This window comes from Salinibacterium sp. SWN1162 (genome assembly GCF_015864675.1).
Classification (GTDB): Bacteria; Actinomycetota; Actinomycetes; order Actinomycetales; family Microbacteriaceae; genus Rhodoglobus.
Genome location: NZ_JADYWT010000004.1, coordinates 53,755 through 73,208 on the forward strand (window position 1 = coordinate 53,755; position 19,454 = coordinate 73,208).

Annotated in this window: 18 protein-coding genes and 1 tRNA gene; 11 read left to right on the forward strand and 8 right to left on the reverse strand. The window is 62.6% G+C overall.

Annotation, left to right across the window (positions count from 1 at the left end; all coding sequences use genetic code 11):
• Nucleotides 1–31: 31 nt before the first annotated feature.
• From I6E58_RS13145 to I6E58_RS13160, 4 genes are all read right to left on the reverse strand, one after another.
• Nucleotides 32–2,053 carry a TPM domain-containing protein gene (locus tag I6E58_RS13145; RefSeq protein ID WP_197134528.1) on the reverse strand — a complete coding sequence of 674 codons (2,022 nt, stop codon included), beginning with the start codon at nt 2,051–2,053 and terminating at the stop codon, nt 32–34.
• Nucleotides 2,054–2,108: 55 nt separating this feature from the next.
• The gene (locus tag I6E58_RS13150; RefSeq protein WP_197134531.1) at nt 2,109–2,861 is read right to left on the reverse strand and encodes a hypothetical protein; all 753 of its coding nucleotides are present in this window, start codon (nt 2,859–2,861) and stop codon (nt 2,109–2,111) included.
• A complete protein-coding gene (locus I6E58_RS13155) occupies nt 2,854–3,411 on the reverse strand; it encodes a sigma-70 family RNA polymerase sigma factor (protein WP_197134534.1) in 558 nt (185 codons plus the stop codon). Before I6E58_RS13155 ends, I6E58_RS13150 begins: the two co-directional genes overlap by 8 nt.
• Before the next feature lie 104 nt (nt 3,412–3,515).
• Nucleotides 3,516–5,345, reverse strand: a complete 1,830-nt coding sequence (locus tag I6E58_RS13160; RefSeq protein WP_197134537.1) for a phosphoenolpyruvate carboxykinase (GTP) — start codon at nt 5,343–5,345, stop codon at nt 3,516–3,518.
• A gap of 124 nt (nt 5,346–5,469) precedes the next feature.
• Between I6E58_RS13160 and I6E58_RS13165 the strand changes: the two genes are divergently transcribed.
• Nucleotides 5,470–6,906: a helix-turn-helix transcriptional regulator gene (locus tag I6E58_RS13165; protein WP_197134540.1), complete on the forward strand. Its 1,437-nt coding sequence runs from the start codon at nt 5,470–5,472 to the stop codon at nt 6,904–6,906.
• 32 nt (nt 6,907–6,938) lie between these two features.
• On the opposite strand, the gene I6E58_RS13170 is transcribed toward I6E58_RS13165, so the two are convergent.
• Nucleotides 6,939–7,379 carry a rhodanese-like domain-containing protein gene (locus I6E58_RS13170; RefSeq protein WP_129071119.1) on the reverse strand — a complete coding sequence of 147 codons (441 nt, stop codon included), beginning with the start codon at nt 7,377–7,379 and terminating at the stop codon, nt 6,939–6,941.
• Nucleotides 7,380–7,465: 86 nt separating this feature from the next.
• Here I6E58_RS13170 and I6E58_RS13175 point away from each other — a divergent pair, with 86 nt between their 5' ends.
• On the forward strand, nt 7,466–8,128 hold the full coding sequence (locus tag I6E58_RS13175) for a pentapeptide repeat-containing protein (RefSeq protein ID WP_197134543.1): 663 nt from the start codon (nt 7,466–7,468) through the stop codon (nt 8,126–8,128).
• Between the two features lie 5 nt (nt 8,129–8,133).
• Here I6E58_RS13175 and I6E58_RS13180 read toward each other — a convergent pair whose 3' ends face one another.
• Nucleotides 8,134–9,417, reverse strand: coding sequence for an FAD-dependent oxidoreductase (locus I6E58_RS13180; RefSeq protein WP_197134546.1), 1,284 nt, complete (start codon nt 9,415–9,417; stop codon nt 8,134–8,136).
• Nucleotides 9,418–9,513: 96 nt separating this feature from the next.
• Between I6E58_RS13180 and I6E58_RS13185 the strand changes: the two genes are divergently transcribed.
• Nucleotides 9,514–9,879 (forward strand): helix-turn-helix transcriptional regulator, encoded by a 366-nt coding sequence (locus I6E58_RS13185; RefSeq protein WP_129071116.1) that lies wholly within the window; start codon nt 9,514–9,516, stop codon nt 9,877–9,879.
• Between the two features lie 57 nt (nt 9,880–9,936).
• A complete protein-coding gene (locus I6E58_RS13190) occupies nt 9,937–10,140 on the forward strand; it encodes a hypothetical protein (protein ID WP_129071115.1) in 204 nt (67 codons plus the stop codon).
• Nucleotides 10,141–10,239: 99 nt separating this feature from the next.
• Here the strand turns inward: I6E58_RS13190 and I6E58_RS13195 are convergent.
• Nucleotides 10,240–10,312: transfer RNA gene (locus I6E58_RS13195), tRNA-Arg, on the reverse strand.
• Nucleotides 10,313–10,398: 86 nt separating this feature from the next.
• Between I6E58_RS13195 and I6E58_RS13200 the strand changes: the two genes are divergently transcribed.
• The gene (locus tag I6E58_RS13200) at nt 10,399–11,193 is read left to right on the forward strand and encodes a transglutaminase family protein (protein ID WP_197134549.1); all 795 of its coding nucleotides are present in this window, start codon (nt 10,399–10,401) and stop codon (nt 11,191–11,193) included.
• Nucleotides 11,194–11,208: 15 nt separating this feature from the next.
• On the opposite strand, the gene I6E58_RS13205 is transcribed toward I6E58_RS13200, so the two are convergent.
• Nucleotides 11,209–11,838 (reverse strand): arginyl-tRNA synthetase, encoded by a 630-nt coding sequence (locus I6E58_RS13205; RefSeq protein ID WP_197134552.1) that lies wholly within the window; start codon nt 11,836–11,838, stop codon nt 11,209–11,211.
• 135 nt (nt 11,839–11,973) lie between these two features.
• Here I6E58_RS13205 and argS point away from each other — a divergent pair, with 135 nt between their 5' ends.
• From argS to thrB, 6 genes are all read left to right on the forward strand, one after another.
• Nucleotides 11,974–13,635 carry an arginine--tRNA ligase gene (gene argS / locus I6E58_RS13210; RefSeq protein ID WP_197134555.1) on the forward strand — a complete coding sequence of 554 codons (1,662 nt, stop codon included), beginning with the start codon at nt 11,974–11,976 and terminating at the stop codon, nt 13,633–13,635.
• 5 nt (nt 13,636–13,640) lie between these two features.
• Entirely contained in the window at nt 13,641–14,498 is an 858-nt protein-coding gene (locus I6E58_RS13215) for a DUF2993 domain-containing protein (RefSeq protein ID WP_307842152.1), read from the forward strand.
• 105 nt (nt 14,499–14,603) lie between these two features.
• Nucleotides 14,604–16,007 carry a diaminopimelate decarboxylase gene (lysA, locus tag I6E58_RS13220; protein WP_197134558.1) on the forward strand — a complete coding sequence of 468 codons (1,404 nt, stop codon included), beginning with the start codon at nt 14,604–14,606 and terminating at the stop codon, nt 16,005–16,007.
• Complete coding sequence (locus I6E58_RS13225) at nt 16,004–17,320, forward strand: homoserine dehydrogenase (protein WP_197134561.1); 1,317 nt, start codon at nt 16,004–16,006, stop codon at nt 17,318–17,320. The genes lysA and I6E58_RS13225 overlap by 4 nt, the downstream gene beginning before the upstream one ends.
• A 3-nt stretch (nt 17,321–17,323) precedes the next feature.
• Entirely contained in the window at nt 17,324–18,415 is a 1,092-nt protein-coding gene (gene thrC, locus I6E58_RS13230; RefSeq protein ID WP_197134564.1) for a threonine synthase, read from the forward strand.
• Nucleotides 18,412–19,350 (forward strand): homoserine kinase, encoded by a 939-nt coding sequence (gene thrB / locus I6E58_RS13235; protein ID WP_197134567.1) that lies wholly within the window; start codon nt 18,412–18,414, stop codon nt 19,348–19,350. The genes thrC and thrB overlap by 4 nt, the downstream gene beginning before the upstream one ends.
• The last annotated feature ends 104 nt before the right edge of the window (nt 19,351–19,454 follow it).

The following is a 19,454-nucleotide window of genomic DNA, read 5'->3' on the forward strand; positions in this document are numbered from 1 at the left end:
CCTTTCGTGAGTTTTCTGAAGGAAACCGTAATTAGAATCTACCGCCGCGGCTGCGGCCACCACCACTGCGACGAGACGATCCGCCCGAGCTGCGTCCGCCAGAGCGCCCGCCACCCGAGAATCCGCCGCCAGATGGACGTGACGAGCGCGAGCCGCCGCCCCAGGAGTATCCCGAGGACGGTCGTGAGGAGCGCGAGCCGAGGCTGCCGCCGATGAGCCCGCCGATGATGCCGCCGAGCAGATCTCCACCACCGCCGGAGCCCGAGCCACCAAGCAGCCCGCCCAGGCCCGCGTTGGAGCCGCCGGAGAACTGCGACACCTCGCGCTGAGCGATGTCATACGCGCTCGCCGCCAGATGGTCGGCCGAGCGCGCGTGCGTCAAAGCAGTGACCGGGTCGGATGCCTGCAGCGCGAGCGCCTGCTTGAGCTGACGATCAGCCTCGGCGATCTTCGTTCGCGCCGATGAGCCCACGCCACCACGACGCGTCGTGATGAACTGCGCGGTCGTCGTGATGCGAGATTGTGCTGCGGCCAAGGCCGCCGCCAACTGCGTCGCCGCTTGAGCGATTGCGGCTTGCTGATCGCGCACGCCCAGGAAAACAGTCTCGAGAGCAGCGTTGGCATCGCCGAGCGAACTCAAGCTGGCGACAGGGTCGGCTGTTGCCGACCGAGCGGTTGCGAGCGCCGCTTCGGCCCTCGCGATCGACGGCTGCAGAGTTGCTGCCGTGCTGTCGGCGGGGAGCGCCCGCGCTGCAGCGATGTCGTTCGTGGTGTCGGTGATCGCGGCGGCAAGCTTTTGCTCTGCCGCCTGGAGCTCTGCGGTCAACGAATCGACGGCATCCATCAATTGGATGGCCTGACCAAGTTCCGCCTGAGCGGCGCGCACAGCGACGGCAGCCTCACTCGGCTTCTGGGCTTCGATGGAGGCCTGCGCCGCCGTTGACGTATGAACTGCCGAACTCAGCAGGGCCTGTGCCCGGGCACCGTTGTCGGCCACAGCCTCAATGGCGGCGGGAGCATAGCGCGCGCTAAGCGCCGCGAGGGCTGCCTCGGTGGCAGGGAGGCGTTGGGCTGCGGCAGCAATCGCGGTGGAGGTTTCAGCGAGAACCGCGGGCGCGTTGATTTCAAGTTGCCGAAGGTCGTCGAACGCCGCAGCCTGCTCGTCGAGCAAGTCGTCGGCGTGCTCGCACAGCTCGATGATCTCGATCGTCATGGCGCGCTTCTGCTCGGCCGTTTCGGGCTCACTGTCATCGAGTTGCTGACGGATGCGGAACGCCTTCGTCACCGCGGCATTCGCTTCGTCGAGCGACTTCTGGAACCCGGCGGTCGCCGCCGAACCGAACTGCGCTTCCGCAAAGCCGAGCTCTTGTTCGCTGGTCTTGACTGCGTCATCCAGGTCGACAAGGGCGCTGCCGGCGCGACGGTCTAGCTCTTCCTGCGAGACCTCGGCGGCGGGAGCGGCGCTGCGGCCACCCTTTCCGCCGCGTCGTACGCGATAAATCACGAACGCTCCGGCACCGAGCACCGCGATGCCGCCCACGATGGGCAAAACCGGGATGCTGCTCGATGCTTCGGAGCCCGCCGCCGCGGAGTCTTCGCCGGCGAGAGAATTGGCCCCCGCAACGGCCGCCTGACCCCAGTTGTCGTCGCGCAGCTCGGATTCGATCGCGCTTTCCGCGGCATCCAACTGCGCATCCGTTACCCCGGCATCAGCGGAAACAGAAAGCGCGTACTGACGCTGCGAAACGGCAACGGCCAGCAACAGGTCGTTGTCGCCGAGCCCACTGTTGTTTGCGGTCGCATCAGCCCAGTCGACGGGATCGCTGGGGTTGGTGAATTCGTCGACGTAAACGACGAAAAGTTGGATGCCTTGGCTGTCATACAGCGAATCGACGGCGCCGTCGATGGCGCTCGAATCACCATCAAGCACACCCACCGAGTCGACGACATAGCCGCCGTCGAGGCTCACGGGGTCGCTGGCGAAAGCAGGCCCTGCGGTGAGCAAAGCGAGCGTTGCAGCGAGCGCCAGGGTGGCGTTTAGTCGAGCCTTCACGGGTGCTCCTTCGTCGACGACAGTGACACGGGGAGTCTAGCGAAGGCGGCTGTGGTCACTGCAGCGTGATTACTGACTTTGCGCTGCGAACTTCGACAGTATCGCCCCCGGCGGGATCCTCGGGCACGAAGGCGAGAGTCGCGTTGACAGCGTAGGTTCCGGGTTCCACCATGCCGCCGGTGTCGATAGTGGTGCAGTCGAAAACGTCGATTGCGACATCGAATGCGATGCTCTGGCCCGGCTGCAGATTCACCGGCATGACCGACAAAATCTGTACATCCGGGCTGTGAGAAATCACGATTGAGTCGCGCAGCAGGTTCACGTCGGGCACGTTCGCGGTCGTTCCGGTAACCGGCTCATCCGAGGTATTAGTCATGAGCACCGTGCCGTAAGCGCTACCCGAGGCCACAACCTCGGCGCGAAATTGCAGTTCGAGTGACAGCCCGAACGGCGTTGCCGCATCGGTGCGGATGCTGGTGCCACACGCCGCGGTGATCGGGCTTGTGTCTTGGGCGGCCTGCGGGGCGTCTGACAGAGCGGCGTCGCTCTCGGCGTCGAACTGACTTTCTGCTTCTCCCGAATCCTCAGCGACCACTCCTGCCGTGGTGCTGATCAGGTCTGCCTGCTGATACGTGTTGATCCCCGCGAACACGAGCGCGCTCGCTGCAAGCACGCTGATGGCGCCCACGGCAAACTGACGGGGACGACGGCGACGCTTGCTTCCGGAAATCACAGCGGCGGTATCAATATCGATTGGGGGCAGCTCGGTGCCAGAAAACTGGTTGCGCAGTTCGGTTTCATCAACCACGGTGGCCTCCCAGATTGTGTGAGTCAGCGGCTGCGTGCGCGTCGGCGCGATCGAGACTCACAGCCATGCGGGCGAGCCCGTCGCTCAGGTAGCGTTTCACGGCTCCCGAGCTGATATCCAGGGTTGCGGCAATGTCGTCCACTTTGAGGTCTTCGTAATAGCGAAGCACAACGCACGCCCGTTCGCGCGGGCGGAGTTTCATCAGTTGAGACTGCAGGTCTAAGCGGGCCTCGGTGTCAGAATCCGCAGATTCATGGATGTCGGGCTCTACCGTGAGGTGGGCAATCTTGCGCCAGCGGCTAATCTTTCGACCGCGGTCAAGGTAGGTGTTCAGAATCGCTCGACGTACATAAGCTTCGGCGCTGGCGATGCCAAAACCGTTGCGCAGACGGCCAAAGGTTTTCACGAGGGCATCGTGCACAAGGTCGGAGGCGTCGTCGCGGTTTCCCGAAATCAGGTACGCGTAACGCGTTAATGCCTCACCGCGCTCGGCGACGAGTTGTGCGGCTACGTCTTCCCAGCGGGCAGGGGTGTTTTTGGTCTCAGTCACTGAGCCCCTCCTCGCCGTCGTCTCTATTGTGGCCGAGGAATGGCCAATAGGTAGCGCAATTGTGGTCACACTAATAAAGACGAACGGCGAGGCGGTTTCGTTGGTTAGCTTGTGAGGCGTGCTTTCAACTGCTCAAGCTGGCGCGTAACGGCAGCGGGGACGCGGCCATCGAAGGTTGCAAAAAATTCTTCGGTGGATGCCGCTTCGGCGAGCCACGACTCGGTATCGATAGCAAAAAGCTGTTCCATCACGTTCTCATCGAGGTCGAGGCCATCGATATTGAGGTCGCCTTCGCGGGGGAGCAAGCCCAGGGCGCTCTCCTGCGCAGCAACTTGACCGTCGACGCGTTCGAGAATCCACTCGAGCACGCGAGAGTTCTCGCCGAAGCCTGGCCAGAGGAACGAGCCATCCGCACCCTTACGGAACCAGTTGACTTGGAAGATGCGCGGCACTGTGCCCGAGCTGCGAAGATTCTGGCCGACCGAGAGCCAGTGGCTCCAGTGGTCTGCCATGTTGTATCCGCAGAAGGGCATCATGGCGAACGGATCTCTCCGTAGTTCGCCAATGGTGCCTTCGGCAGCCGCCGTCCGCTCAGATGAGATAGTGGCGCCCAGGTAGACGCCATGCTCCCAATCTCGTGCCTCCACCACTAGCGGCACGTTGGTCGCGCGGCGACCGCCGAAGATTATGGCGTCAATGACGACGCCCTGTGGCGATTCCCAGTCATCTGCGATGCTGGGACATTGTGCTGCTGCCACAGTAAAACGTGAGTTCGGATGCGACGAGGGGCTTCCCGATTCGGGAGTCCAGTCGTTTCCTTGCCAATCGATCAAGTGCTCAGGCACGTCATCGGTCATGCCTTCCCACCACACGTCGCCGTTGTCTTTCAGCGCGACGTTGGTGAAGACGGTGTTGCCCCAGATGGTGTCCATGGCGGTCTCGTTGGTGGTGATTCCCGTTCCGGGAGCCACGCCAAAGAAGCCAGCTTCGGGGTTGATGGCGCGCAGGCGGCCGTCAGCTCCCTTGCCGAGCCACGCGATGTCATCACCGATCGTTTCGGCTTTCCAGCCGGGAATGGTGGGCTTGAGCATCGCGAGGTTGGTCTTGCCACAGGCGCTGGGGAATGCCGCAGCGATGTGGAAGACGCGACCACGGGGGTTCGTGAGCTTAAGGAGCAGCATGTGCTCGGCAAGCCATCCCTCGTCGCGAGCGATCACCGAAGCGATGCGCAGAGCGAACGACTTCTTCGCGAGAATCGCGTTGCCGCCGTAAGCGGAACCGAACGACCAGATTTCGCGAGTCTCGGGGAAGTGGCTGATGTACTTGGTCTGGTTGCAGGGCCACGGCACATCCGTGTCGCCGGCGGCGAGCGGGGCGCCAACACTGTGGATGGCGCGCACCCACTCGGTGGAGTCATCGATGGCATTGAGAACGGCGGTTCCCATTCGCGTCATGATGCCCATGCTCATAACGACATAGGGGGAGTCGGTTACCTGCACGCCAATCTTGGCGAGGGGCGAACCGAGCGGTCCCATGGAGAACGGAACAACGTACATCCGGCGGCCGCGCATGGCGCCCTCGAAGAGCCCGCCGAGGGTGTTGCGCATATCGGCGGGTGCAGCCCAGTTGTTGGAGGGGCCGGCATCGCTCTCGTTGACCGAGCAGATGAAGGTGCGCGATTCGACACGAGCGACATCGCTGGGGTCGCTGCGGGCGAGAAAACTGTGGGGACGGTACTCATCGTTGAGTCGTGTCAGCGTGCCGGCCTCAATCATGAGTTCGGCGAGCTCGTCTGCCTCTGCGGGGCTTCCGTTGCACCAGACGACTTCGTCGGGCTGAGTGAGGGCGGCGATCTCTTCCACCCAGTTAATAACGCTCTGATTTGTTCCGTCGGGTGCGGAGAAGTGCGTCCTTGTCATCTCGGCGATGCTCATTTCTACCTTCCGCTGAAGTGTTGTTGTGATGAAAAACTGTTGTTATTCGATGATGACCCAGTTTCGTGCCACTTGTTGTCGATTCGAGTCGAAAGAATCCGCATTCTTTAGTTATAGTGAACGTGTGAATGATCTTGTGACTCTCGGGCAACGCATCCGACATTTCCGCACTACGGCCGGACTGACCCTCGACCAACTCGGCGACAAAGTGGGAGTCGCGGGCAGCCAGCTCTCTCTTATGGAGAATGGGCGACGTGAACCTCGCCTGACTCTGTTGTCGGCAATCGCCTCGGCCACGGACATCCAGCTTGCCGATCTGCTCGAGGAGACCCCGCCGACCAAGCGGGCCGCTCTCGAGATCGAGCTCGACCGGCTGCAGCGCAGCACCATTTACGCTTCGCTCGGCCTGCCCAAGATTCGTCCGTCGAAGGGCATTCCTGACGAGACGCTTGAAGCGATCGTGGGGCTTCACCACGAACTATCGACGCGTTCGCGCCAGGCGATTGCTACCCCGGAGGAGGCTCGTCGTGCCAACACCGAGCTTCGTCAGCAGATGCGCACGCTCGATAACTACCTTCCGGAACTCGAAAAAGAGGCCGAGAAGCTCACGATCGCCGGAAACCACACCACCGGTGCGCTGACGCACCGTGCGGTGAGCCTGATGGCAGAATCGCTCGGCTTCGAACTTGTACACGTTCACGACCTGCCGCACTCGGCGCGGTCGGTCACCGACTTGAAGCACGGACGCATTTACTTGCCACCGGCCTCCATTCCCGGTGGTCACGGTCTGCGCTCGATGGCGTTGCAAGCAATGGCGCACCGCGTTCTCGGCCACACCGAGCCGACGAGCTATGCCGAGTTCTTGCACCAGCGTCTCGAAATCAACTACTTCGCAGCGGCCGTGCTCATGCCGCTCAAACAGTCAGTGACGTTCTTGAGCGAGGCCAAAGCGGCGCGCAACATTGCCGTCGAAGACTTTCGGGATGCCTTCGGTGTCACCCACGAGGCAGCCGCGTTGCGCTTCACTAACCTCGCGACTTCGCACCTCGACCTCGAAACGCACTTCTTGCGCGTCGGCGACGACGGCGCCGTGTACAAGGCTTACGAGAATGATGGGCTTCGATTGCCCGTGGATGTCACGGGCTCGGCCGAGGGCCAGTTCGTGTGCCGCAATTGGAGCGCCCGCACCGCGTTCACGCGCACCAACCGCACGACGGAGTTCTACCAGTACACCGATACTCCCGAAGGGAGCTTCTTCGAGTCGACCCAAACGGGAACGACGGATGCCGAAGAGTTCTCCATCACGATCGGGGTGCCCTTCTCGCACTCCAAGTGGTTCCGCGGCCGTGCCACCGACGTGCGTCGTTCCTCTACCTGCCCCGACGAAACCTGCTGCCGTAAGCCAGAGGACGTGCTTCGCGACCGTTGGGCAGGCAACGCCTGGTCGAGCGCCAAGCTGCACGCCCACATCCTGTCGCCGCTCCCGTCGGGAACCTTCCCGGGCGTCGACGACCGCGAACTCTACGAGTTCTTGGAGTCGCACTCGAGCGACGCCGGCTAGGCATCCTTAGCGCAGGCGCAGCGTTTTCGACCTCAGCAGTCGCAGGAGATCGCGGCGACGGGAGCCGTGAGGGGATCCTTGTCGCGGATGACGGGGCCGGTGCTGTCCTCGACGGGGAATCCTTCGCGCGCCCAGTATTCGAAACCGCCGATCATCTCCCGCACTTCGTAGCCGAGCTTCGCGAACTCGAGCGCGGCTTTCGTGCCACCGTTGCAGCCGGGGCCCCAGCAGTAGACGACGACAGGCATGTCGTGGGGGATCTCGGCGTCGGCGCGAGCGCTGATGGTGGCGGTCGGCATGTGCAGGGCACCGACCGCGTGACCCTGATTCCAGGCGGCGTCACCGCGCGAGTCGATGAGCACGAAGCGGTCGTTGGCCTCGAATGCGGCCCCGACATCCGAGGGATCAGTTTCGTAGTCGAGCTTGCTCGAAAAGTGGGCAACTCGGTCTGCGGTGGTGGCGGGAGGCGTCATGCGTACAGGCTAGCGGCGCAGCGTCAGTGCGGTGGGGTAGTTTCGGTTCGACGCGGAACCCATCGAATGAAGGAGCACCCGGCTATATGGCTAAGAGAGCAGTGACGGCAGCTCCGCTCATTGATGCGTTGCGTTTAGCGAATCTCGTCGATGGGGAAGCGGCGTTGCTGCGGCCGCATGAGAGTTATGACGGGCAGCGGTTCACGGCATCCGATGTGAGTGAGGATGACCTCTCCGGCATCTCGTTCACGGAGTGCGAACTAATCGAGCTCGAGGCCAATGAGACGAATTTTCGGGCAGCCACTTTCGTGGAGACCCGCTTCGAAAAACTGAACGCGCCCATCTTTGCGGCCCCGCGTTCGAACCTTCGTGACGTAAGCATCGAAGGTTCCCGGTTAGGGTCGGCAGAATTTTATGAGTCAACATGGAAGTCGATTCGGTTCGTCCACTGTCGCATCGGGTATCTGAACCTGCGCGGCGCCCATCTGCAAGACGTTTTATTCGATGACTGCCTGATCGACGAGCTCGACCTCGGCGGCGCTACGGCAAACCGTGTCGCGTTCACGAACACGCAGGTGAACACTCTCGACCTCACCCGCGCCAAGCTCACTAACGTCGACTTGCGATCGCTCGAATTGCGCCACGTCACGGGGGTCGAACATCTCAAGGGCGCGACGATTAACTCTTACCAACTGACAGAACTCGCACCGGCCCTCGCCGCGCACCTCGGGATCGTGCTCGACGACTAAGCCAGTCAGCAACCGCCGCTGGTGGTTGAGCAGCAAACGCCCGTCTCGGGCAGCATCAGGTTCACGCGGCCGGCACTCGCCACGTCGCCAGCGATAGCGGCGACCACCGAGCGCACTTGCTCGTAACCGGTCGCCATCAAGAAGGTGGGTGCGCGACCGTAGCTCTTCATGCCGACGATATAGACGTTCTTTTCCGGATGCGCGAGCACACTCGCTCCGTGCGGCTCCACGGTGCCGCAGCTGTGCACATTCGGATCGATGAGGGGCGCCAGCATCACGGGAGCTTCGAGCACCGGGTCGAGGCTGATGTGCAGTTCCCTCAGGATCGCCAGATCGGGGCGGAATCCGGTGGCGGCGGCGAGAACATCCACTGTCACTGATTGCTCGCCGTCGGGATTGCGGCTCGTGACGGTGAGGCGGCCATCGGGCTGTGGGGTGAGCTCGCTGACGGTGAAATCTGTCAGAAGAGTGATCGCTCCGGATTCGACGGCGGCCTTGAGGTTGCTGCCGAGCGCGCCGCGGCCCGGTAGTTCATCGGCGCTGCCGCCACCATAGAGTCGACGGGCCGAGCGGCCGCGAATCGCCCACGTGATTTTGGTACCGGGTTCGCTGGCGCGCAGTTCGGCGAGAGCCAACAGCGTGTTGGCGGCGGAATGCCCCATACCCACGACGAGGGTGTGCTTGCCGGCGAAGCGTGCGCGGTCGGCGCCGAGCACGTCAGGAAGCGGGCCAGTCAGCCACTCACTGGCGTCGGCCTCACCTGTTGCGGGCAGCCCGGAGGCACCAATGGGGTTGTTGTGGCCCCAGGTGCCGGACGCATCAATGATGGCCGAAGCGAGGATGTCGTACACGCCATCAGGGGAGTCAACGCGAACCAGGAGCGGCCGGCGCTCGCGGCCAACCGTCTTGGTGGAGTCGATGCTCTGGCGCGACATCCCGATCACGCGGCTGTTGTAGCGGATGAGTGGTGCCAGCTCGGCGGTCGCGGCGAGCGGCTGGAGGTAGTCGCGCACGAGCTCGGTGCCGGTGGGGAGGGTCTCGGCGGCGGGGGAGACCCAGTCCGTTTTTTCGAGAAGTGCACGCCCGCTGGGATCGATGTTGTATTTCCACGAGGAGAAGAGGGAGACGTGCCCCCAGGCGCTAATGGCCGCACCGGCATGGTCGCCGGCTTCGAGCACTACCGCATCGATACCTCGCTGGGCGAGGTTGGCAGCAGCAGCCAGTCCAATCGGGCCGGCTCCGATGACCACGACGGGGAGCGGGCCGGAGGGGGAAGGTGCGATGGTCATTGCTCTCCTTGATGATGTTCGTCACAGCGCTACTAGCGCTCACTCACAATAACAGTACTTACTGTTGATAACAAAGAAATCAGGTAAGGTGAGGGCATGAGCGAACGTGTCGATCTTCTGATGATTCAGAAGCCCACCTGGTCGGCAACGGCCGAGCGGGCCCAGAGCCTGGCGCCGCTCCTGCGCGCCCTCGGCGATCCCAACCGGCTGCAGCTCGTGCTGCTCCTCACCGAACGCGCCCACACGGTGCGCGAGCTGACGGATGCCACCGGCCTGAGCCAAACGCTCGTGAGTCACCACTTGGCGCCGCTGCGCGAGAACGGTCTCGTCACGGTGACGCCTCGCGGTCGCTCCAACGTCTATGAACTCTGCTGCGAAGCGTTCGCCGAACCCGTCAAGATGCTCGCGTCAGTCGCCACCAGCACCGATGCCGGGGCGGAAGCCTGCTGCGTAGTGAAATAGCCGCCCGGAAGCGCTATTTCTCTTGAGCTCCGCTGCCTCGTGACGTAGCGTGTACTCATGACAAAGTCTCAAACATTGCCATTGCCGCGCTGGGCGTGGGTGTCGCTAGCTCTGTATAGCGTCACGATCATCGCGGTCGGGCTCTGGGCCAGCATTGCTACCGGCGAGTGGATCGCTCTTGTCAGCGCATCCGGACTAGTCGTTTTGCCGCTGGGCGTTATGGCCTATCGCCAATCGAGCACGCAACGGCAGCCAGAATAAGCTCCGCCACAATCGCGAGATCGAGCTGACCGCAGCGCCGGCTAACAACAGCGCCAGCCAAAAGCAGCGCCCGTAAATAACAGTGCGCCTAAATAACAGTGCCCCCGGAGGGAATCGAACCCCCGACCTACGGTACCGGAAACCGGCGCTCTATCCCCTGAGCTACGAAGGCAAGGAGGCTAGCTTAGCAAGCAATTGCCCCAACAATTAGCACTCCGTTGGGATGCCCGTTTCAGGTTCTCGTGACAGTATCGGAGCATGCTGCGTACCGTGACCTCCCACCAAGAACTTGACCTTCGCGGTCGCACCGAAATGGTCTTCAGCATTGCTGTCGCGGCACCGTGGCCACTCACATCCGAATCAATTAATTTTGTGTTGGATGGCGTACCTCAGAACCCCACAGAGTTGGTCGATGCCCGCGGAACCCGCTTGCACTCGCTGATTGCGGGACCGGGGCAGCTTGTCGTGGATTATGCCGCCACCGTCGAGGCAACTCCCGAGCCCGCGCCGCTCAACGCAATCGACCGAGTCGAGTATTTGCGGCCGAGCCGGTACTGCGAGTCAGATGTGCTCACTCCCACGGCGCGTTCGCTGTTCCCGACGCAAACCGGCCATGAACTGGTGCAGGCTATCCGCAGCTGGGTTTCGACCAATCTGCGTTATAGCCCCGGAATGTCGGCGGCGACAGATGGAGCGTCACATTCGCTCTTGACGCGCCGCGGGGTTTGCCGCGACTTTGCCCACCTCACCATTGCGATGTTGCGCGCCAAAGATGTGCCCGCCCGCTATTCGTCGGTGTACGCGCCAGGGCTGAGCCCAATGGATTTTCACGCTGTGGCCGAAGCGTATGTCGACGGTCAATGGTGGGTTGTTGATTCGACCGGACTCGCACCGCGTCAATCACTCGTGCGCATTGCCACTGGCCGAGATGCCGCAGATGTCGCGTTCCTTACGAACCACTGGGCTGACCTCTTCTTGCAGAAGCTAGAAATCACGGCAACCGCAGACCAGCTCCCGGCTGACGACCACCACACCCCTGTCGAGTTGTCGTAGCCCGCTCTGGTGTGGCTATTGAAGTGCGGCGCGTACTTCAGCAACCAGGTTGCTGGCCTCGTCTGCTGAGGTGAATTCGCGTGAACTCAGCGTTGCCCAATATGGGCCAACGAAGATTTGGGCCGTGCCGATTCGGTCGGTGATCGAGAAGTAGCCGCTGAAGGCATCCGCGCTCGATCCCGCGTTCGATTTGAACGTCGCGAGCTTGGATGAGGTTGGTTGGGCTACTGACACGTCGATCGACGTGCTGTTCGTTCCATTTTGCCAGCGGCAGGCGACACCCTTTGCTGATAGCGCGGCGGCGGCGGTCGTTCCCGAATCCGGGGTGAAGCTGCCCAGCAGGAGAAAGTTGGGGTTAAAGTCGTACATCGCGCTCGGCGACACGAGGTCGTTGCAGCCGAAACTCACGGCAGTGTCCTGCGCCGACTTCGACGGTGTGGGGCTGGGAGTGGGGGTGGCGGATTCTGTTGCGCTGGCCGACGCGGAAGGCGTTGCGGTGGCCTCGGGCGCCGAGAGTGTGGGCGTGCTTGAGACAGTGGGGCTGTTGGTGGCCGTGACAGTTTCGCTCGGCACGCAGCCGCTCAATAGTAGTGCGGAGGTGCTGAGGGCGATTGCGGCGTAAACCGTGCGAAGTCGAAGTGCCATACCTCCATTGTCGTGACCCGCAGGGACAAAGCCGCGCAGTGACCCGGCAGTGTCGTGAAGTGTGCGCCAAGCGCTGAACGTCATGTGGCTCCCCGCTCGCACAGAATCCCCGTAACCACCCAGTACTCTTGAGGGGTGAATCCTGCTGACCTTTCTGCCACCCTGCTCTCTGTCGTCTCCCGCATCGCGGCTGACCGCGGCACGCCCGATTTGGGCCTGACCGCGAGTGACCTGGTGCTAGAGCGACCGCGCAACCGCGATCACGGCGATTGGGCATCTAATATCGCGATGAAGCTCGCTAAGCCCTTGGGCGTCAACCCGCGCGAACTGGCGACCGAAATTGCGGAGCAAGCACGAGCTATCGACGGCATTGCTTCGGTGGATGTTGCGGGCCCAGGCTTCATCAATATCACTTTGGATGCCGCTGCCGCGGGTGCACTTGCGAAGACAATTGTCGAGCAGGGCGAGGCGTACGGTCGCAACGAATCCCTCGCGGGTCAGACCATTAACTTGGAGTTCGTGTCGGCCAACCCCACGGGCCCGCTGCACATCGGCCACACTCGATGGGCGGCTCTTGGAGACTCGCTGGCACGCATCCTGAAGGCAGCCGGGGCCGAACTCGTGAGCGAGTTCTACATCAACGACGCCGGCAATCAGATGGACAACTTCGGGGCATCGATTCTGGCCTCCGCCAAGGGCGAACCGACTCCGGAGAACGGCTACCCGGGTGCCTACGTTGCCGAGCTCGCGCAGCGCGTGCTCGCCTCAAACCCCGAGATTCTCGAGCTTGACCACGATGAAGCGATCGCCGTCGCTCGCGAGCGGGGCTACGAACTTCAGCTCGGCGAGATCAAGAAGTCCCTCGCTGCCTTCAACGTGCACTTCGACGTGTGGTTCAGCGAGCGTGAACTGCACGCGGTGAAAGAGGATGGCAAGAGCGCCATCGATACCGCCGTGGAGCGTCTGCGGGCTCAGGGTCACGTTGCTGACATCGACGACGCTGTGTGGGTCAAGACGACCGACTTTGGCGATGACAAAGACCGCGTGATCAAGCGCGGCAACGGAATCTACACCTACTTTGCTGCCGACGCGGCCTACTACTTAAGCAAGGGCGATCGGGGCTATGCCCACAAGATCTACCTGCTCGGGGCCGACCACCACGGCTACGTTCACCGTCTCAAGGCGCTCGCGGGCGCGGCCGGCGACGACCCCAATAAAGACATTGAGGTGCTCATCGGGCAACTCGTGAGCATCAACGGTGCACGCCTCTCTAAGCGTGCCGGCAACATCATCGAGCTCGATGACCTGCGCGAATGGCTCGGAACGGATGCTCTGCGCTACTCGCTCGGTCGTTACCCGTCCGATTCCCCGCTCAACCTCGACCCCGAAATTCTGCAGAAGCGCACCAACGACAACCCCGTCTTCTACGTTCAGTACGCGCACGCCCGCACTCACAGCGTCGCTCGCAATGCGGGGGAGTCGGGAGTGGATCGCAGTGTGTTTGATGCCTCGCTGCTCACGAATGAGTCAGAGAGCATCCTGCTGGGTGTTCTGGCGGAGTTCCCGCGCATCGTGGCTCAGGCCGCCGAACTGCGTGAGCCGCACCGTATTGCGCGCTTCGCCGAAGAGCTCGCTGGCAGCTACCACCGTTGGTACGATCAGTGCCGCGTCACTCCCATGAACGACGAAGAAGTAACTGACGTTCACCGCACGCGACTGTGGGTCAATGACGCTGTTGGTCAGGTTCTGCGCAACAGTCTCTGGATGCTCGGGGTCAGTGCCCCCGAGCGGATGTAACTGACGTGGCCTCCGACGACAACCCCACGCTCGAGCTGCGTCTCGAAGGACCGGGGGAGACCACCCCGGAGTCGTCTGTAGCGACAGCACCAAAGAAGCCTCGCCGTCGCTGGATTCTGTGGTCTGTCCTCGGAGCGGTTGTGGTGATCCTCGTGATCGCGGTGGTGCTCATCGAAACCGTCGGGCGCACAACGGCCGTGCGCCTCGCGCAAGACGAAATTGCGTCGTCGCTCAATCTCGAATCGAGCGAGGGTGTGACCGTCGACCTCGGCTCGGGTTCGCTGATTCTGCAAGCGCTCTCCGGCGGCCTCGATGCTGTGACGGTCGACATCGATCGGTTCGAGGTCAATGGGCTTGATGCCGCGGTAGGGGTTATTGCGACCGGCGTACCGCTGACATCGTCGCAACCGATTGACGCGGTGTCGATGACGGTGTCGATCCCCGGCGCTGAAGTGTCGAAGCTCGCGAGCACCCTCAGTGACACGGGACTCGACTCGATCGAGCTGGAAGGCACCGCTATCCGGGTGTCGACGGTCTTCAAGGTTTTCTTCTTCGAGATTCCTGTTGCCCTTGACCTTGTGCCGGTGGCGGCGGGCGATTCCGTCGCCTTCGAGCCGGAGTCCGTCATCCTGAACGACGAAGAGATCTCCGTTGCCGACTTGCTCGACAACCCCCTCGTTTCTGGTCTGGCGGGAGGGCTACTCAGCTCCCAAGAGTTCTGCGTGGCCTCATCATTGCCGACAGCATTGACGATCGATTCGGTCGCCGTCGCCAGCGACAACCTCATCATCGAACTCAGTGCTGATGGGATTGCCCTCGACGATGCCGCGTGGAAGCAATACGGTACGTGCCCGGCGCCGTAGCTCGATTCAGCGCTAGCGGCATCAGCCGTTAGAGTGGTCAGCATCCCCAACGCCCGTGCGGACACAATCCGCCGTTTTCCGTCTACATCTCTGTGAGGTGCGACTGTGTTCGCGAACCCGCTGGCGCCCGAGTGGCTCGAAGCTCCCGCCGAAGCTAATTCTTTGGCATCGACCGTCTGGTCGCGCAATGCTGCGCGCGCCGAGAACGGTGAACTCACGATTGCCGGAGTGCCCGCAAGCGAGCTTGTTGCTCACTTTGGCACGCCCGTGTACGTCATCGATGAAGCGGATGCCATTGCCCGTGCCACAGAAATAAAGGGTGCGTTCGACGCTGAGTTTGCTCGCATCGGTTCGAGCGTCAAGGTGTACTACGCCGGCAAGGCCTTCCTCTGCACCGAGGTCGCCCGCTGGATGACGGCCGTTGGCCTCAACATCGACGTGGCCAGCGCTGGCGAGATGGCGGTTGCCCTCGCGGCTGGCACGGACGCGTCGCGACTGGGATTCCACGGCAATAACAAAAGTCTTTCCGAGATCGACCGTGCTGTGCGCGCGGGCATCGGCCCCATCGTTATCGACAGCGTCGTCGAAATCGGTCGGGTTGCTGAAGCCGCTGCACGGCACGGTCGAACCCAGCGGGTGCGTTTGCGCATCAATAGCGGGGTTCACGCGTCCACGCATGAGTACTTGGCAACGGCCAGGGAAGACCAGAAGTTTGGTGTTCCGCTGACCGAGGCTGAGACGATCGTGGCGCAGATTCGTTCGCACTCCTCGCTGGAGTTTGTGGGCATCCATTCGCATATCGGATCGCAGATTTTCGATACCGCTGGCTTTGCCGAGGCGGCCCGGCGCTTGCTCGAACTGCATGCACGGTTGTCGGTAGCGGCCCCCGTGCCCGAGTTGAATTTGGGTGGCGGCTTCGGCATCGCTTACACCTCGGCCGATCGGGCACTGCCGGTTGCTGAGTTGGCGGCGTCGCTGGCCAACATCGTTGAGGCGGAGTGCGCTCGACTTGAGATCCCGATCCCGGTGATTGCCATCGAGCCGGGTCGCTCGATCATTGGGCCATCCACTACAACGCTCTACACGGCTGGCACTATCAAAGATGTGCTCGTTGATGGCGAAACAGTGCGCAAGTACGTCAGTGTCGATGGCGGCATGAGCGACAATCTGCGTACGGCGCTCTACGGCGCCGACTATTCAGCTCGCCTCGCGAATCGGGTGTCGGATGCTGCCCCAGAGCTCGTGCGCATCGCCGGCAAGCACTGCGAGGCCGGCGATATCGTCGTTCGCGCCGAGTACTTGCCCGGTGACGTTGAGCCCGGCGATATCGTCGCCGTTCCCGCCACCGGTGCTTACGGCTGGGCGATGTCCAACAACTACAACTATCTTGCGCGCCCGCCCGTAGTGGCCGTGCGCGACGGCGAAGCTCGCATTATTGTGCGCGGCGAAACCGAAGACGACTTGCTCAGCCGCGACGCGGGAATCACACCATCGGGAGACTCTGAATGATCGAATACCGCAACCTTCGTGTCGCAGTTTTGGGCGGAGGAAGTGTCGGATCACAAGTCACCGCTCTACTGCTCGAGCACGCCGACGAGCTTGCTGCCCGTGCGGGAGCCGGGCTCGAAGTCGTCGGTGTTGCCGTTCGTGACATCGATGCTCCTCGCGACACCGACATTCCGAAAGAGCTGCTGACGACCGACGCCGAGTCGCTTATCGTGGGCGCCGATATCGTCATTGAACTTATCGGCGGCCTCGAGCCTGCTCGCACCTGGATTCTCAAAGCGCTGCATTCGGGGGCCGATGTCATCACGGCCAACAAGGCCCTGCTCGCTCACCACGGCGCGGAACTCTTCGAAGAAGCCGCTCAGGTCGGTGCGCAGCTGTACTACGAGGCAGCAGTAGCCGGCGCGATCCCAATCATCCGCCCGCTGCGGGACAGCCTTGCCGGTGACCGCGTCGAGCGCATCCTGGGCATCGTCAACGGCACCACCAACTACATTCTTGACCGCATGGATGCCACGGGCGATAGTTTCGACACCGCTCTGGCCGAGGCCACGCGCTTGGGCTTCGCCGAGGCCGACCCCACCGCCGACATCGAAGGCTACGACGCCGCGCAGAAGGCCGCGCTGTTGGCCAGCCTCGCGTTCCACACACGCGTGCCGCTGGATGCCGTGCACCGCGAAGGCATCACGCGCGTCACCGCCGAGCAGGTTGTTGCCGCGCGCAAGGCCGGCTACGTCGTCAAACTGCTCGCAATTTGTGAGCGCGTTCTTGCCGCCGACGGGTCGACCGAGGGCGTCAGCGCCCGAGTTCACCCGGCCCTCGTTCCGCTGACCCACCCCCTCGCTGCCGTTCACGGCGGCAACAATGCGGTGTTCGTCGAGGCCGAGGCTGCAGGCAGTCTCATGTTCTACGGTGCTGGCGCTGGCGGCATTGAAACCGCATCCGCCGTTCTGGGTGACGTTGTGTCAGCCGCTCGACGCCACGTCATCGGTGGCCCCGGAGTTGCCGAGTCGACCCACGCCAACCTTCCGATCCTGCCGATCGCCCGCGTGATGACGCGCTACCAGATCACCTTGACAGTCGTGGATGAGCCCGGTGTGCTCGCCACGATCGCCGCAGTATTTAGTGACCACCACGTCTCCGTAGAAGCGGTCAACCAGACCGTCGGTGCAGTAGTAGAGGGCGTGCCGAGCGCTACCCTTATTACTGTGACGCACGAGGCGACGGATGAATCGCTTGCCGCCACGGTGGCAGCGCTGGCCGAGAATTCGGTTGTGCGCGAAGTTGTGTCCGTTTTGAGAGTTGAGGGGCTGTAAATAATGAATAGCGAAATCCGGAACCGCCAGTGGCGCGGTCTGCTTCACGAGTACGCCGACCGTCTCAACATTTCTGACGCGACCCCCATCATCACGCTGGGAGAGGGCGGGACTCCTCTGATTCCCGCACCAGCGCTGTCGGCTCGCACCGGCGCTAATGTCTGGGTCAAGTTCGAAGGAATGAACCCCACGGGCTCATTCAAAGACCGCGGCATGACAATGGCCATCTCGAAGGCTGTCGAGCACGGCGCCAAGGCCGTTATCTGCGCCTCGACCGGAAACACCTCCGCGTCGGCGGCTGCTTACGCTGCGCACGCGGGAATCACCGCTGCTGTTCTCGTGCCCGAGGGCAAGATCGCGATGGGCAAGCTCAGCCAGGCCATCGCTCACAACGGTGAACTCATCCAGGTTCAGGGAAACTTTGACGACTGCCTCGACATCGCTCGCGACCTCGCCGACAACTACCCGGTGCACCTCGTCAACTCGGTGAACCCTGACCGCATCGAAGGCCAGAAGACTGCCGCTTTCGAGGTCGTCGAGGTACTAGGCGACGCCCCTGACTTCCACATTGTTCCCGTCGGGAACGCGGGAAACTACACCGCGTACTTCCGGGGCTACAGCGAAGAGCTCGAGCGCTCCGCCACTACCAAGCTGCCGCGCATGTTCGGTTTCCAGGCCGAGGGCAGTGCTCCGATCGTTCGCGGCGAAGTCGTCAAGCACCCCGAAACGATTGCCAGCGCCATCCGCATCGGAAACCCCGCGTCGTGGCACCTCGCCACGGAGGCCCACAAAGTGTCGAATGGCTACTTCGGTGCCATCAGCGACGCCAAGATTCTGGAAGCCCAGCGCATCCTTTCGGCCGAAGTCGGCATTTTCGTCGAGCCCGCCTCCGCCATCAGCGTTGCCGGACTTCTCGAGCGTGCCGAAGCTGGCCAGATTCCTCGTGGCTCCACCGTTGTGCTCACGGTTACCGGCCATGGTCTCAAGGACCCGCAGTGGGCGCTCAAGACGGCTAGCGGCGATGACATCACGCCAAAGGTTGTTCCCGTCGACACTGCTGAGGTTGCAAGCGTGCTGGGGCTGGCCAAGGCATGACCTCGCTGGTCGGTCGCAGCGTCGTCGTGCGCGTGCCGGCGACCTCTGCCAACCTTGGCCCCGGCTTCGACACGCTCGGGCTCGCCCTCTCGCACTACGACGAACTGATCGTTACCGCGGTCGAGGGCTCGGGCGTCGAGATTGACGTCACCGGTGTTGGTGCAGGAATTGTCGCGACCGATGAGTCGAACCTCGTCATCCAAGCGATCCAGCACTGCTTCACGCACTTCGGCCAGACGATGCCGGCACTGCACGTGTCGGCGACCAACGTCATCCCGCACGGTGGTGGCTTGGGCTCGTCGGCAGCAGCTATCGTCTCGGGCGTTATGGCTGCGAAGGGCTTACTCGAGGGCATCGTCGAGATGGATGCCGCCACTCTTCTCGTGCTCGCTACCGAGCTCGAGGGACACCCGGACAACGTCGCGCCGGCACTCTTGGGCGGTCTCACCATCGCGTGGAGCACTGACTCTGGGCCGCTAGCGAAAAAGCTGATGGTGCACCGCGGAGTCTCACCGCTTGTCTGCGTTCCCGACTTCCAAGTCTCGACAGCGCACGCGCGTAGTCTGCAGCCGGATGCCGTGCCCTACGCCGATGCTGTTTATAACGTCTCGAGGGCAGCACTCTTGATCGCCGCCCTCACGCAGAGCCCTGAAGTGTTGCTCGAAGCCACGGGCGATCGCCTCCACCAGGACTACCGTGCTGCAGCGATGCCGCAGACCACAGAACTGATTCGCATGTTGCGCTCGCACGGCCACGCCGCTGTCGTTTCGGGCGCTGGTCCCTCGGTGCTTGTGCTCGCGGATGACCCCGCGAAGCGCCTCGAAGCCGTTGCTCTCGTGCAGGAGCACGCCGCAACGCCGTGGGAATGTCTCCTCTTAGCTGTGGACTTCAAAGGTGCTACAGTGAATGAGCACCAGGTAGAAGCTACGGCGTAGCCGCAGCATCCCGGTCGCACTTCACCCGTCGTATCCCCGAATTTTGATTCCTGCGCATCCGCGCAGACATCGGTGAGCGACTAGCTCTCCGCCAAGCTATTCAT